Annotated in this window: 12 protein-coding genes and 1 riboswitch; of the genes, 8 read left to right on the top strand and 4 right to left on the bottom strand. The window is 70.7% G+C overall.

What is annotated here, in order from left to right:
* Nucleotides 1–238: 238 nt before the first annotated feature.
* The gene (nagA, locus tag ABZX40_RS09960) at nucleotides 239–1453 is read right to left on the bottom strand and encodes an N-acetylglucosamine-6-phosphate deacetylase (RefSeq protein ID WP_355734209.1); all 1215 of its coding nucleotides are present in this window, start codon (nucleotides 1451–1453) and stop codon (nucleotides 239–241) included.
* Nucleotides 1453–2421, bottom strand: coding sequence for an ROK family protein (locus tag ABZX40_RS09965; protein ID WP_355734212.1), 969 nt, complete (start codon nucleotides 2419–2421; stop codon nucleotides 1453–1455). The genes nagA and ABZX40_RS09965 overlap by 1 nt, the downstream gene beginning before the upstream one ends.
* Before the next feature lie 254 nt (nucleotides 2422–2675).
* Between ABZX40_RS09965 and ABZX40_RS09970 the strand changes: the two genes are divergently transcribed.
* From ABZX40_RS09970 to otsB, 3 genes are all read left to right on the top strand, one after another.
* The gene (locus ABZX40_RS09970) at nucleotides 2676–3905 is read left to right on the top strand and encodes an extracellular solute-binding protein (protein ID WP_355734521.1); all 1230 of its coding nucleotides are present in this window, start codon (nucleotides 2676–2678) and stop codon (nucleotides 3903–3905) included.
* A gap of 174 nt (nucleotides 3906–4079) precedes the next feature.
* Nucleotides 4080–4277, top strand: a complete 198-nt coding sequence (locus tag ABZX40_RS09975; RefSeq protein ID WP_355734524.1) for a DUF3263 domain-containing protein — start codon at nucleotides 4080–4082, stop codon at nucleotides 4275–4277.
* 40 nt (nucleotides 4278–4317) lie between these two features.
* Nucleotides 4318–5160, top strand: coding sequence for a trehalose-phosphatase (gene otsB, locus ABZX40_RS09980; protein WP_355734215.1), 843 nt, complete (start codon nucleotides 4318–4320; stop codon nucleotides 5158–5160).
* Between the two features lie 339 nt (nucleotides 5161–5499).
* Here otsB and ABZX40_RS09985 read toward each other — a convergent pair whose 3' ends face one another.
* Complete coding sequence (locus ABZX40_RS09985; RefSeq protein ID WP_355734218.1) at nucleotides 5500–6894, bottom strand: trehalose-6-phosphate synthase; 1395 nt, start codon at nucleotides 6892–6894, stop codon at nucleotides 5500–5502.
* A gap of 95 nt (nucleotides 6895–6989) precedes the next feature.
* Nucleotides 6990–7934 carry a glucosyl-3-phosphoglycerate synthase gene (locus tag ABZX40_RS09990; protein WP_355734220.1) on the bottom strand — a complete coding sequence of 315 codons (945 nt, stop codon included), beginning with the start codon at nucleotides 7932–7934 and terminating at the stop codon, nucleotides 6990–6992.
* Between the two features lie 192 nt (nucleotides 7935–8126).
* Nucleotides 8127–8308: riboswitch (SAM riboswitch) on the top strand.
* Between the two features lie 18 nt (nucleotides 8309–8326).
* On the opposite strand from ABZX40_RS09990, the gene thrC reads away from it, so the two are divergent.
* The 5 genes from thrC to ABZX40_RS10015 all read left to right on the top strand — a co-directional run bounded on the left by thrC (nucleotide 8327) and on the right by ABZX40_RS10015 (nucleotide 13769).
* Complete coding sequence (gene thrC, locus ABZX40_RS09995; protein ID WP_355734223.1) at nucleotides 8327–9610, top strand: threonine synthase; 1284 nt, start codon at nucleotides 8327–8329, stop codon at nucleotides 9608–9610.
* Nucleotides 9611–9698: 88 nt separating this feature from the next.
* The gene (locus tag ABZX40_RS10000) at nucleotides 9699–9977 is read left to right on the top strand and encodes a MoaD/ThiS family protein (protein ID WP_355734226.1); all 279 of its coding nucleotides are present in this window, start codon (nucleotides 9699–9701) and stop codon (nucleotides 9975–9977) included.
* Nucleotides 9978–10365: 388 nt separating this feature from the next.
* The gene (locus tag ABZX40_RS10005; protein ID WP_004986573.1) at nucleotides 10366–10569 is read left to right on the top strand and encodes a cold-shock protein; all 204 of its coding nucleotides are present in this window, start codon (nucleotides 10366–10368) and stop codon (nucleotides 10567–10569) included.
* A 384-nt stretch (nucleotides 10570–10953) separates the two neighbouring features.
* Entirely contained in the window at nucleotides 10954–12576 is a 1623-nt protein-coding gene (gene groL, locus ABZX40_RS10010; protein WP_355734230.1) for a chaperonin GroEL, read from the top strand.
* Between the two features lie 308 nt (nucleotides 12577–12884).
* Nucleotides 12885–13769 carry a metallophosphoesterase gene (locus ABZX40_RS10015; protein WP_355734233.1) on the top strand — a complete coding sequence of 295 codons (885 nt, stop codon included), beginning with the start codon at nucleotides 12885–12887 and terminating at the stop codon, nucleotides 13767–13769.
* Nucleotides 13770–13897: the final 128 nt, after the last annotated feature.

Here is a 13897-nt window from a genome sequence, read left to right on the forward strand (position 1 = left end):
GTTGGCGCCCCTGCCGCGGCTCGCAGCACAGCGCGGCGCCTAGGGGCGCGGCGCGGCGCCGAGGAGCGCGGGCGCGGAGCCCAGCGGCGCGGGCGCGGCGCCGAGCAGCGTGGCGCGCCACCCAGCGGCGGCGCGGGCGCGGAGCCGAGCGGCGCGGGCGCGAAGCCCAGCGGCGTGGGCGCGGCGCCGAGCGGCGTGGCGCGGCACCCAGCGGCGGCGTGGGCGCGGAGCCCAGCGGCTAAGGCAACCGCGGCAGGGACGGGTCCACGACCCACTCGCCGTGTCGCATCACGCCCCGGACCTCGAACTCCTCGTCCAGCAGCACCAGGTCGGCGTACTTGCCCGGTTCCAGGGAGCCGATGCTGTCCGCCATGCCCAGGAGCCGGGCCGGGTTGGCGGAGAGGGCCTGGACGGCAGCGCCGACCGGGAGCCGGTCCACGGTGACCGACCGTTTGAAGGCCCGGTCCAGGGTGAGGGTGGACCCGGCGATCGAGCCGCCCTCCACCAGCCGGGCCACGCCCTCGCTGACCTCGACCTCCAGCGGGCCCAGCATGTAGCGGCCGTCGCCGAAACCGGCCGCGTCCATCGCGTCGGTGATGAAGGCGACCCGGTCGGCGCCCGCGTGACGGAACGCCAGTTCCAGTGCGGCCGGATGCAGATGGGTGCCGTCGTTGATCAGCTCGACCGTGACCCGGGGGTCTTCGAGCAGCGCCGCGATGGGGCCGGGGGAGCGGTGGCCGAGCACCGGCATGGCATTGAAGAGATGGGTGGCGACGGTCGCGCCCGCGTCGATCGCCTCGACGGTCTGCTCATAGGTCGCGTCGGTGTGCCCGACGGCCGCGATCACCCCGTGCTCGGCCAGCAGCCGTACGGAGTCCAGACCGCCCGGCAGTTCGGTGGCCAGGGTGACCATCTTCGCGTGGCCGCGGCCCGCGTCGATCAGCTTGCGCACATCCGCCGGGTCGGGGTCGCGCAGCAGGTCCTCCGCGTGGGCGCCCTTGCGGCACGGGGAGATGAACGGGCCCTCGAAGTGGATCCCGGCGATGTCGCCCTGTTCGGCCAGCTCCGACAGCAGCCCGGCCCGGTGGGCGAGGAAGTCCAGCTCGCCGGTGACGGTGGAGGCGACCAGGGTGGTGGTGCCGTGCAGCCGGTGGGTGTGGATGCCCTTCAGGACGTCCTCGACCGTGCCGGAGGTGAAGGAGGCGCCGCCGCCGCCGTGGTTGTGGAGATCGACGAAGCCGGGCACCAGCCAGTGGCCCCCGGCGTCGGAGCGGGGGGCTCCGGCGGGGGCGTGGGCGGCGATGCGGTCGCCCTCGACGGCCACCTCACCGCCGTCCACCACGCCGGACGGCAGGACCACCCGTGCGCCGGTGAGGACCTGGACGGGGTGCGGCGGCTGCGGGCCGGTGGGGGTGGTGCGCGCACTTCCCCGCGCCCCCGGGGCGATTGCCATCAGGCCGATTCCTCCTTGAGGTCAGATGCGGTGAGGAGATCCCAGGCCAGCAGCCCGGCGCCCAGGCAGCCGGCCGTGTCGCCCAGGGCCGCCGGAACGATCGACGGCAGTTTCTGGAAGGTGACCCGCTGCCGGACGGCGTCCCGCAGGGGCGTGAACAGCGTTTCCCCCGCCTCGGCCAGCCCGCCGCCGATGATCAGGGTGCGCGGGTCCAGCAGGGTGAGGGCGGTGACCAGGCCGTCGGCCAGCGCGTCCACCGCCTCCCGCCAGACGCCGAGGGCGCGCGGGTCGCCCGCCTCGACGGCCTTGGCGCAGTCGGCGGCGTCGGCCTCCGGGTCACCGGCCGCGCCGGCCCATGCCTCGCTGACGGCGGACGCGGACGCGTACCGCTCCAGACAGCCGCGCTGCCCGCAGGGACAGGGGGTCCCGCCGGGCCGTACGACGACATGGCCGATCTCGCCGGCGAAGCCGTGGGCGCCCGCCTCCACCCGGCCGTCGATGCCTATGGCGCCCGCTATGCCGGTGCCCAGCGGTATGAACAGAAAGCGGTCGGCGCCCCGCCCGGCACCGATCCGGCCCTCGGCGAGCCCGCCGGCGCGCACATCGTGCCCGAGGGCGACGGGCACCCCGAGCCGCTCGGTGAGCAGCCCCCGCAGCGGTACGTCACGCCAGCCGAGGTTGGCCGCGTAGGCGGCGACGCCCTCGGCCTCGTCGATGATCCCGGGCACGGCGACACCGGCGGCCACGGCGGGCTCGCCGAACCGTTCCTCCCCGTGCGCGCGCAACGCGGCGGCGAAATCGAGAATGGTCTCGACGACCGCGTCCGGTCCGCGCTCGCGGCCGGTCGCCCGGCGCGTGGTGTGCAGGAGCGTGCCGTCCGCCCCGACCAGGGCGGCTTTCATCCCGGTGCCGCCCACATCGAGGGCGATGACGTGTCTCACGTGGGACAGTGTGACCCGTTGACCCATAAGAGGTCTAGTCCATTCACGTGGTGTAGACCTTGATTTCGTCAACGGGACGACCAAAATCGTGACGACCACAATCCGTACGACCGGCGAACGGCACGAGCGGCGCACGGTACGGGCCACAGAACGTACGAGCCACAGACGTACGCGGCCACCGAACGTACGCGCCGCAGCACCTACCGGCCGGGAACGTATGGGCCACTAGACGACAGGGTGGAACCACGACAGTGCGGCAGCGCAGAACGGCAATGATCGCGATGGTGTCCGTGGCGGGCCTGACGGCGGTCCTGGGCGGGTGCGGGGTCGGGGGGCCCGACGATGTCACCCTGACCCTGGTCGCCGCCGACTACGGGGACAGCTCCGGCAACGGCTCCGAGGAGTACTGGGCCGGCCTGGTCGAGCGCTACGAGGCCGATCATCCGGGGGTCACCGTCGATGTCCGCGTCCGCCCCTGGACCGACGTCGACCGCGAGGTCAAGGAGATGGTCGACGCCGGGGACCCGCCGGACCTGGCGCAGATAGGCGCGTACGCCGACTACGCCGACCAGGATCTGCTCTACCAGGCCGGTGACCTGCTCTCCATACCCGTCCAGGCGGACTTCGCCGACCAGCTCGCCCTCGCCGGGCAGGTGCACGGGGTGCAGTACGGGATGCCGTTCGCCGCCTCCACGCGGCTGCTCTTCTACAACGAGTCCCTCTTCGAGGACGCCGGTCTCACCCCGCCCACCACCTGGGAGGAACTGGCCACCGCCGCCGGGGAACTGAAGGCGCGGGACGTGAAGTACCCGTTCGCGCTGCCGCTCGGCGCGGAGGAGGCCCAGGCCGAGACCATGCAGTGGCTGCTCAGCGGGGGCGCCGGCTATGTCGACACCAACGGCTCCTACGCCATCGACGCCCCCGAGAACGTCGAGACGCTCACCTGGCTGCGCGACGAACTCGTCGGCGAGGGCCTGACCGGTCCCGTCGCACCGGGGAAGCTGAACCGCGCGGACGCCTTCGAGGCGTTCGCCAATGGCGAGGTCGGCATGCTCAACGGCCATCCGTCCCTGATGAAGATGGCCGCCGCCAAGGACGTGGACTTCGGCATGGTCCCGATGCCCGGCGTCGAGGGCGCGAGCGAGGCCACCATGGGGGTCGCCGACTGGATGATGGCCTTCAAGGAACGCGGCCACCGGGACCAGGTCGGCGAGTTCCTCAACTTCGTCTACAGCGAGCGCAACGTCCTCGACTTCTCCCGCCGCTACGACCTGCTGCCGGTGACCGACTCCGCGTCCGAGATCATGACCGGCGCCAAGGAGGACGCCGACCTCAAGCCCTTCCTCGACGAACTCCCCCTCTCCGAGCTGTATCCGGTCAGCCGCACGTCCTGGGCGACGGTCAGCGCCGAGGTCAAGACGGAGATCGGCACGGCGGTGGCCCCCGGCGGCAACCCGGGGGCGGTCCTTGAGGAACTCCAGTCGACGGCCCTGAGGGCGGAGAGCCGGTAGCGAGCGGGTGCTGTCAGTGCCCGGGGCTACGGTGGGTTCATGGAGAGGGAAAGCGAAAGGGAGAGGGAAGGGGACGCGCCGGACGCGCCGCGGGCTTCGCAGGAGCCGCGGGAGCCGCGGGAGTCACTCGGTGGCCGCCGGGAACGGGCTCCGCTCGGGGACCGGGAACGGCGGGTGCTCGCGCTGGAGCGGCGCGGCTTTCCCGGTCCGGGGGCGAAGGAGCGGGCGATCCGCGAGGAGCTCGGCCTCGCCCCCGTCCGCTACTACCAGCTCCTCAACGCCCTCCTTGACGACCCCCGGGCCCTGGAGCACGACCCGGTGACGGTCAACCGGCTCAGACGGGTCCGGCAGTCGCGCCGCGCGGAGCGCTGACGGGCACCGGCCGGGTGCGCACGCTCTAGGCTCGGGTGCCATGGGCAGCCACGGAAGTGACGCGAACGGTTTTCCGACGCCGGTGACCGAGGCCGGGCGGCAGGGGGTGCGGGCGCTGCTGGCGGCGCCGGAGCGGGCGGTGATCGGCCTCGACTTCGACGGCACGCTCGCGCCGATCGTCCCGGACCCGGCGCGGGCGCGGGCCCACCCGGACGCCCTGGCCGCGCTGGTGGCGCTGGGTCCCAAGGTCGCCTCCATCGCCGTGATCACCGGCCGCCCGGCGGAGGTGGCGGTGCGGTACGGGGGCTTCGCGGGGGTGGCGGGCCTGGACCATCTGGTCGTCCTCGGCGCGTACGGGGCGGAGCGGTGGGACGCGGCGACCGGGAAGGTGACGGCGCCGGAGCCGCCGCCGGGGGTCGCGGCGGTACGGGAGGAACTGCCGGGGGTGGTGGGGCGGACGGGGGCGTGGATCGAGGACAAGGGCAGGGCGCTGGCGGTCCACACCCGCCGGGCGCCGGATCCGCAGGCGGCGTTCGACGCCCTGCGCGAGCCCCTGTTCGCGCTGGCCGCGCGGCACGGCCTGATGGTCGAACCGGGCCGCTTCGTCCTGGAACTGCGTCCCCCGGGCATGGACAAGGGCGTCGCGCTGACCGAGCACGCCCACGAGACGGGCGCGGGCTCGGTCCTCTACGCCGGCGACGACCTGGGGGACCTTCCCGCGTACGCGGCGGTGGACGCGCTGCGGGGGGAGGGGGTACCGGGGGTGCTGGTGTGCAGCGGCAGCGACGAGGTTCCGCGACTGCGGGAACGGGCGGACGTGGTGGTGCCGGGGCCGGAGGGGGTCGTACGCCTACTGACGTCTTTGGCGAGGACGCTGCGGTGACGATCCCGACGAGTCCGGCCCGGTGGTCGCTTTTCGCGCAGTTCCCCGCGCCCCTGAAGGGTCCGGTGGTCGGGTGCGGGCCCGTGGTCGCTCTTCGCGCAGTTCCCCGCGCCCCTGGAAAACAGCGCCGTTGTCGGGTGCGGGCCCGTGGTCGCTCTTCGCGCAGTTCCCCGCGCCCCTAGGGAGTGGCCCTCCCGCCGGTCGACAGGAGCGCCCCAAAGGGGCGCGGGGAACTGCGCGAACAACCCCCACACACCCGCACATGGCCACCATGCGTTTCAGGGGCGCGGGGAACTGCGCGAAAAGCGACCACCGACCCGCACCCGACAGCGAACCGCCTCACCCCCGCAACGCCCCCAGCTGGTCCAAGAACCACCGCGCCGGCGGCAACGCCGTCCCCGCGGCAGCCAACCTCTTCGTCCGCTCCCCCCGCTCCCCGCCCGGCATCGAAAGCGCGGAGTGCAACGCCCCCGCCGTCCCCACCACGTCGTACGGATTCACCCCCACCGCGTCCTCCCCCAGCTCCTCCCACGCCCCCGCCTCCCGCGACAGCACCAGCACACACCCCTCGTCGGAGACGACCGGCACCTCCTTGGCGACCAGGTTCATCCCGTCCCGGATGGGGTTGACCAGCGCCACATCCGCCAGCCGGTACGCCGCCAGCGAGCGCGCGAAGTCGTCCTCCAGATGCAGCAGCACCGGCGTCCACCCCGCCGTCCCGTACCCCGCGTTGATCTCCTCGGCCAGCCGCCGCACCTCGGCCATGTACTCCCGGTACACCGCCAGGTCCTGCCGCGAGGGATACGCGAAGGCGACATGCACCACCCGCTCCTGCCACTGCGGGTGGTCGTCCAGCAACTGCCGGTACGCCAGCAGCCCCCGCACGATGTTCTTGGACAGCTCCGTACGGTCCACCCGCACGATCGTGCGCCGGTCCGTCCCGCCGATCTGCTCGCGCAGGACCGCCATCCGCTCGGCGACATCCGGTTCGTGCGAGCGCCGCCGCAGGAAGTCCCCGTCGGCACCGAGCCCGTGCACCCCGATCGCCGTACCGCCCGTGCCGCCGACGAACGCCTCGCAGCACGCGGTGAACGCGTCCGCCCAGCGCCGGGTGAGAAAGCCCAGCCGGTCCGCGCCGAGCATCCCCCGCAGCAGCTGCCCGGCGATGTCGTCCGGCAGCATCCGGAAGTACTCGGGCGGCGCCCAGGGGGTGTGCGAGAAGTGGCCGATCCGCAGATCGGGCCGCAGGGCCCGCAGCATCCCCGGGACCAGGCTCAGGTGGTAGTCCTGGACGAGGACCGCCGCCCCGTCCGCCGCCTCCTGGGACAGGGCCTCGGCGAACGCCCGGTTGTACGTCTCGTACGACGCCCACTGGCGCCGGAACTCCGCGTCGAAGACCGGCTCCAGCGGGGTCTGGTACAGCATGTGGTGGACGAACCAGAGGACCGAGTTGGCGATGCCGTTGTACGCGTCGGCGTGGATGTCCGCCGGGATGTCCAGCATCCGCACGCCCGGCTCGCCCACCCCGCGCCGGACCGCCTCGCGGTCGCCGTCGCCGAGCGCGGAGCACACCCACAGGGCGTCCGCCTCGGGCCCGATCGCGGAGAGCCCGGAGACCAGCCCCCCGCCTCCGCGCCGGGCGGCGAGGGTCCCGTCGTCGCCCACGGCGTATGTCACGGGACCCCGGTTGGAAGCGACCAGTACGCGCGCGGCGCCGGAAGAGGTTGCGGCCATACGCCTCAACCTAGCCCGCGCTGTAAACGCTCAAACGTACGGTTCCGGCACATGCCCATCCGCCGTATACGGCCACCCCGTCACATCGTCGCTGCTCACGCCACCTTTCGGGCCGCGTACTCGGCGATCTCCGCCATCGGCGGGCGCTCCTCGGTGTCCACCGAGTACGTCCGCGCCTCGAAGCCGTCCTCACCCCGCTCGAACTGGGTGATCGCCGGCCGGACCAGATGGCCGCGGGCCAGTCTGAGCTGCGCGGTGCGGTAGATCGCGGCGGCCATCCGGCCGAGCGCCTGCCCGTCCTGGTGCCGGTGCTTGCGCACCCCCACATCGACCTGCGCGAGCGCGTCCAGGCCGACCAGGTGCAGCGAGTCCACCAGCATGCCCAGCTCGACCCCGTACCCGACCGGGAAGGGCAGCTGCTCCAGCAGCGAGCGGCGGGCCGCGTACTCGCCGCCCAGCGGCTGGACGAACCCGGCCAGCTGCGGCCAGTGCAGATTCAGCAGCGGGCGGGCCATCAGCTCGGTCACCCGGCCGCCCTGCCCGGCCGCCCCGGCCAGCGGACGGTCGTACATCCCCTTGACCAGATCGACGCCCGGCTCGGTGAGCAGCGGGCCGACGATGCCGGAGACGAAGTCGGACGAGAAGTCCCGCAGGTCGGCGTCGATGAAGCAGACGATGTCGCCGCCGGTGACCAGCAGCGACCGCCACAACACCTCGCCCTTGCCGGGGACGGCCGGGATACGGGGCAGGATCGAGTCACGGTGCACCACCCGGGCGCCGGCGGCGGCGGCCACCTCGGCGGTGCGGTCGGTGGAGCCGGAGTCCACGACGACGATCTCGTCGACGAGCGGGACCCGCTCCATCAGGTCGTGGCGGATGACCGTGACGATGTCGCCGACGGTCGCCTCCTCGTTCAGCGCGGGCAGCACCACGCTGACCGACTGGCCGGTGGCGCGCTTGGCGGCCATGATGCGATGGAGCGGGCGGTCGGACAGGGACCAGGTGCGGGTCATCAGCCAGCGCTCGACTTCTTCCACCACGGTCTGCGGCTCCTCACTGTTCGGACCACTAGGGGGCGTCTCGCGCCCGTATGTGATCCATCTCGCGGTTCGGACGACTATCTCAACTGTGCTGGCCTTCGGTTACAGTCTTGAACAACGCTGATGACCATCGCATGTCGGGGGTCCGCAGCATCCACAACCGCTCAGACAACCGCATGAACAACCACATATTGCTCATCCAGAGGGGCAGAGGGAAACGGCCCGATGAAGCCCCGGCAACCCTCCAGCCGGTCTCGTAGCGATCAGTCCACCGACGGTTTCGGTGTGACGTCACGATCGTCTCCGCGAGGCTCCCGGCTAGGGAAGGTGCCAAATCCGTCTCACGGCGAGATGCGTCGTGGGAAAGATGAGGAGAAAGGGCCTCGCCTCACATGGCTGTGCAGACTGTCGCCAATACCGCGCATTCCATCGTCGATCTCGGACCCGCCGCAGCGCTCTCCTGTCGTGAATGCGGCCATCGCGTCCCGCTCGGCCCGCTCTTCGCCTGCGAGGAGTGTTTCGGCCCGCTGGAGATCGCTTATGACTTCTCGGGCTACGACACCGAGGAACTCCGCGAGCGGATCACCGCGGGCCCCGCGAACATCTGGCGCTACGCCCCCCTGCTGCCGGTCCCGGCGGATGTGGCGGACAAGCCCAATCTGAACCCCGGCTGGACCAATCTCGTCCAGGCCGACAACCTCGCCCGCGAGCTGGGCATCACCGGCCCCCTCTACGTCAAGGACGACTCCGGGAACCCCACCCACTCCTTCAAGGACCGGGTCGTCGCCCAGGCCCTGGAGGCGGCCCGCGCCTTCGGCTTCACCACCCTGTCCTGCTCCTCCACCGGCAATCTGGCCGGCGCGGTGGGCGCCGCCGCCGCCCGCGCCGGATTCCGCTCCTGCGTCTTCATCCCGCACGACCTGGAGCAGGGCAAGATCGTCATGGCCGCGGTCTACGGCGGCCAGCTCGTCGGCATCGACGGCAACTACGACGACGTGAACCGTTTCTGCTCCGAGCTGATCGGCGACCCGGTCGGCGAGGGCTGGGGCTTCGTCAACGTCAATCTGCGGCCCTACTACGCCGAGGGCTCCAAGACCCTGGCGTACGAGATCTGTGAGCAGCTCGGGTGGCGGCTGCCCGACCAGCTCGTGGTGCCGATCGCCTCCGGCTCCCAGCTCACCAAGATCGACAAGGGGCTGAAGGAGCTGATCGCGCTCGGGCTGGTCGAGGACCGCCCCTACAAGATCTTCGGCGCCCAGGCCGAGGGCTGCTCGCCGGTGTCGGCCGCGTTCAAGGCCGGGCACGACGTGGTGCGCCCGCAGAAGCCGAACACCATCGCCAAGTCGCTGGCCATCGGGAACCCGGCGGACGGCCCGTATGTGCTGGACATCGCGCGGCGGACCGGGGGAGCGGTGGAGGACGTCAACGACGCGCAGGTGGTCGACGCGATCCGGCTGCTGGCCCGCACGGAGGGGATCTTCGCGGAGACGGCGGGCGGGGTGACCGTCGGGGTGACGAAGAAGCTGGTCGAGAACGGGGTGCTGGATCCCTCGCTGACGACGGTCGTGCTCAATACCGGGGATGGGCTGAAGACGTTGGACGCGGTGGCGGACACGGGGCTGACGGCGACGATTCGGCCCAGTCTGGAGTCGTTCCGCGACGCCGGGCTCGCATAGATCGTTGTTGTTCGTCTGCGGGCCGGTGGGGCTCGGTCGCGCAGTTCTCCCGCGCCCCCAGTAGGTATCCCATTCCGGAGGTTTCAACATGAGCGTCAGTGTCCGCATCCCCACCATTCTCCGCACGTACACCGGTGGAGCCGCCGAGGTGAGCGCCGAGGGAGCGACCCTCGGAGAGGTCATCGCCGATCTGGAGGCCAAGCACACCGGGATCGCCGCCCGGGTGCTGGATGATCAGGGCAAGTTGCGGCGGTTCGTCAATGTGTACGTCAATGATGATGATGTGCGCTTCGAGCAGGGGCTGGAGACGGCCACGCCCGACGGTGCCGGGGTCTCGATCATTCCCGCCGTGGCCGGCGGCTGCTGAGTTACGCACTGTTCTTTCAATTGCCCCCTCCGTGAGAGAAACGGAGGGGGCAATTCTGCATGGTTAGACGCGGTAGAGTTGGGGAACCGCTGCTGTTCGCGTTCTGAAGCAGCGATGAGAAGTAGCCAAAGTGTGAGGCTTCTTTGCGTCTTTAGTTCTCTTTGTCTGGCCCGACTTGCCCCGAACTCTGGGGAATTCTCCAGAAATTCCCGACCGGTCCTGCCCGGATTTCTCGTCCGATTGACCTGTTGCAGACGGCAGTTGGGCAGATACATTCAGCCGCGGTCGACGCGTTCCGGCGCACGCCCCCAACCCATCGGGGTGCGAGGTATGACCCGGATCCGCGAAGTGTGGATCTGTGCAAGGGCCAGTAATAGGGGAGTTAGGCATGGCTCAGGGCACCGTCAAGTGGTTCAACGCGGAGAAGGGGTACGGCTTCATCGCGGTCGACGGTGGTGCGGACGTCTTCGTCCATTACAGCGCCATTCAGATGGACGGATACCGCACCCTGGAAGAGGGCCAGCGGGTCGAGTTCGAGATCTCGCAGGGCCAGAAGGGCCCGCAGGCCGATATGGTTCGCGTCACCGCCTGAAACGTTTCTGGTACGGAAGGGCCCGCATCCACCTGGGTGCGGGCCCTTCCGGCTGTCCTGGAGGGCCCCGGGAGGACTGCGGAGGGGCTGCGGGGAGACTCCGAAGGGGCCCCGGGAGGGCTCCGGGAGGGCTCGGGGAGGGTTCCGGGAGGGCTGCGGGAGGTGCCCGTCCCCGCTCGGCGGATCATGGCAGGCGCTTGCACTCTCCTAGGGCGAGTGCTAATCATTGGCGTTAGCACTCTGAAGGTGAGAGTGACAACGAAGGACCGGGTCGGTGAGGCCGCAAGCCGGGTGGGGCAAGGAACCACGAGGCAGGCGCGCCGTCCGTCGCGGGCGCGGGCGCGGTCCGAAGAATCACCCCCAGTCCTGGAGGGACCACTTCACATGGCCAAGATCATCGCGTTCGACGAGGAGGCGCGGCGCGGCCTTGAGCGCGGGATGAACCAGCTCGCCGACGCCGTCAAGGTCACCCTCGGCCCCAAGGGCCGCAACGTCGTCCTTGAGAAGAAGTGGGGCGCCCCCACGATCACCAACGATGGTGTCTCCATCGCCAAGGAGATCGAGCTCGAAGACCCGTACGAGAAGATCGGCGCCGAGCTGGTCAAGGAAGTAGCCAAGAAGACGGACGACGTCGCCGGTGACGGCACGACGACGGCTACGGTCCTGGCCCAGGCGCTGGTCAAGGAGGGTCTGCGCAACGTCGCCGCGGGCGCCAACCCGATGGCCCTCAAGCGCGGTATCGAGAAGGCCGTCGAGGCCGTCTCCGGTGCGCTGCTCGACCAGGCCAAGGAGGTCGAGACCAAGGAGCAGATCGCCTCCACGGCCTCCATCTCCGCCGCCGACACCCAGATCGGCGAGCTGATCGCCGAGGCCATGGACAAGGTCGGCAAGGAAGGCGTCATCACCGTCGAGGAGTCCCAGACCTTCGGTCTGGAGCTCGAACTGACGGAGGGCATGCGCTTCGACAAGGGCTACATCTCCGCCTACTTCGCCACCGACATGGAGCGCATGGAGGCGTCGCTGGAGGACCCGTACATCCTCATCGCGAACTCCAAGATCTCCAACGTCAAGGACCTGCTCCCGCTCCTGGAGAAGGTCATGCAGTCGGGCAAGCCGCTGCTGATCATCGCCGAGGACGTCGAGGGCGAGGCCCTGTCGACCCTGGTCGTCAACAAGATCCGCGGCACCTTCAAGTCCGTCGCGGTCAAGGCGCCGGGCTTCGGTGACCGCCGCAAGGCGATGCTGAACGACATCGCGATCCTCACCGGCGGCGAGGTGATCTCCGAGGAGGTCGGTCTCAAGCTGGAGAACACGACCCTGGACCTGCTCGGGCGGGCCCGCAAGGTCGTCATCACCAAGGACGAGACCACGATCGTCGACGGCGCCGGGTCCTCGGACCAGGTCGCCGGCCGGGTCAACCAGATCCGCGCCGAGATCGAGAACTCCGACTCCGACTACGACCGCGAGAAGCTCCAGGAGCGCCTGGCGAAGCTCGCGGGCGGCGTGGCCGTCATCAAGGCCGGTGCCGCGACCGAGGTGGAGCTCAAGGAGCGCAAGCACCGTATCGAGGACGCCGTGCGCAACGCCAAGGCGGCCGTCGAGGAGGGCATCGTCGCCGGTGGTGGCGTGGCCCTGCTCCAGGCTTCCTCGGTCTTCGAGAAGCTGGAGCTGGAGGGTGACGAGGCGACCGGCGCGGCTGCGGTCAAGCTCGCGCTGGAGGCTCCGCTGAAGCAGATCTCCGTCAACGCCGGTCTTGAGGGCGGCGTCGTGGTGGAGAAGGTCCGCAACCTCACCCCGGGTCACGGTCTCAACGCCGCGACCGGTGAGTACGTGGACATGATCGCCGAGGGCATCATCGACCCGGCGAAGGTGACGCGCTCGGCGCTTCAGAACGCCGCGTCGATCGCCGCGCTGTTCCTCACCACGGAGGCGGTCATCGCCGACAAGCCGGAGAAGGCCGCGGCGCCTGCGGGTGGCGGTATGCCGGGTGGTGACATGGACTTCTGATCGGCTGCTGTCGATCACGTCCTTCGGTTCGAGGGCGGCACGTTCCGGGAGACCGGGGTGCCGCCCTTGGGCGTTTTCGGGGGGTGGGTGCGGGCCGGTGGGGCTTGTTCGCGCAGTTCCCCGCGCCCCTGAAAGCAGGGCGTGAGCGCCAGGGCCTTTAGGGGCGCGGGGAACTGCGCGATCAGCCCCCACCGGCCCGCACTCGAAAAACCCGCCCGGCAGACCCCGTCAATCCCCCCGCTCCCCACAACGGGGTACTTCTGTTCATACGCCCCACGCGGACGCGTCCACGTCGCTAGCGTGCCGCCATGCGGATCCTCCATCTGTCCGACACTCATATCGAGCGGATCGCCGGACCCAACCGGCACGGCGTCGACGCCACCGAATCGTTGCGGCTGATGCTCGGCGAGCTGCGACATCAGCGCGGGGTCGACGCGATGATCGTCACCGGGGACATCGCTGACGACGGCGCGGTGGAGTCGTACACCCTGGCGAGGGAGCTGATCGGGGGGTTCGCGGCGCGGCTCGGGGTGCCGTTGTTCTTCACCACCGGCAATCACGACGACCGCGCCGCCTTCGGGAAGGTCCTCGGCAGCGGGCATCTCGCGGTCGACGGCTCGGACGCGGCAAAAACGGTCCTCTCCTCCGCCGAGGGCGAGAAGGCCGCGGTCAGCGTGGTGCGCGGCTACCGGTTCATCACCCTGGACTCCCTGATCCCCGGCCAGGTCTACGGCGGTCTCAGCGACGCCCAGCTCGACTGGCTGAACGATCTGCTGCGCACCACCGCCGAGCGGGGCACGATCGTCGCCTTCCACCATCCGCCGATCGCCATGGACGTCGACACCCAGCGCGCCTTCGGGCTGCGCAATCCGCGTTCGCTGGCGGAGGTGCTGCGGGGCAGCGATGTCCGGGTGGTGCTGACCGGGCACTTCCATCTCCAGCTCCTCGGGCTGCTCGCCGCGATCCCGGTCTGGGTCGGCCCGGCGGTGGTGAACCGCATCGACCTCACCGCCCGCCCCGGCGCCGAGCGGGCCGTGCGGGGGGCGTCCGCGTCGGTGGTCGATGTCGGCGGGGCCGCGGGGCCGCTCTTCCACACCCTGCACGCCCGTGACCCGCGCGCCCACGAGACCGTCTACGAGCTGGACGAGGACCAGGTGCTGGATGTCATCGAGGCGCGGGGTTGGGTGCGGTAGCCCCTCCGGGGGGGGGAGAGAGAGAGGCTGCGAGCGGGGGCTTATGGGCCGGGGGCCTGCGGCGCGCTTTCCCTCGCCCCCGCCCTCGCTCTTGCCCCCGTCTCCGCCCCGATTCTGACCAGTGTTTC

This window comes from Streptomyces sp. NPDC004610, assembly GCF_040609715.1.
In the GTDB taxonomy this organism is placed as follows: Bacteria; Actinomycetota; Actinomycetes; order Streptomycetales; family Streptomycetaceae; genus Streptomyces.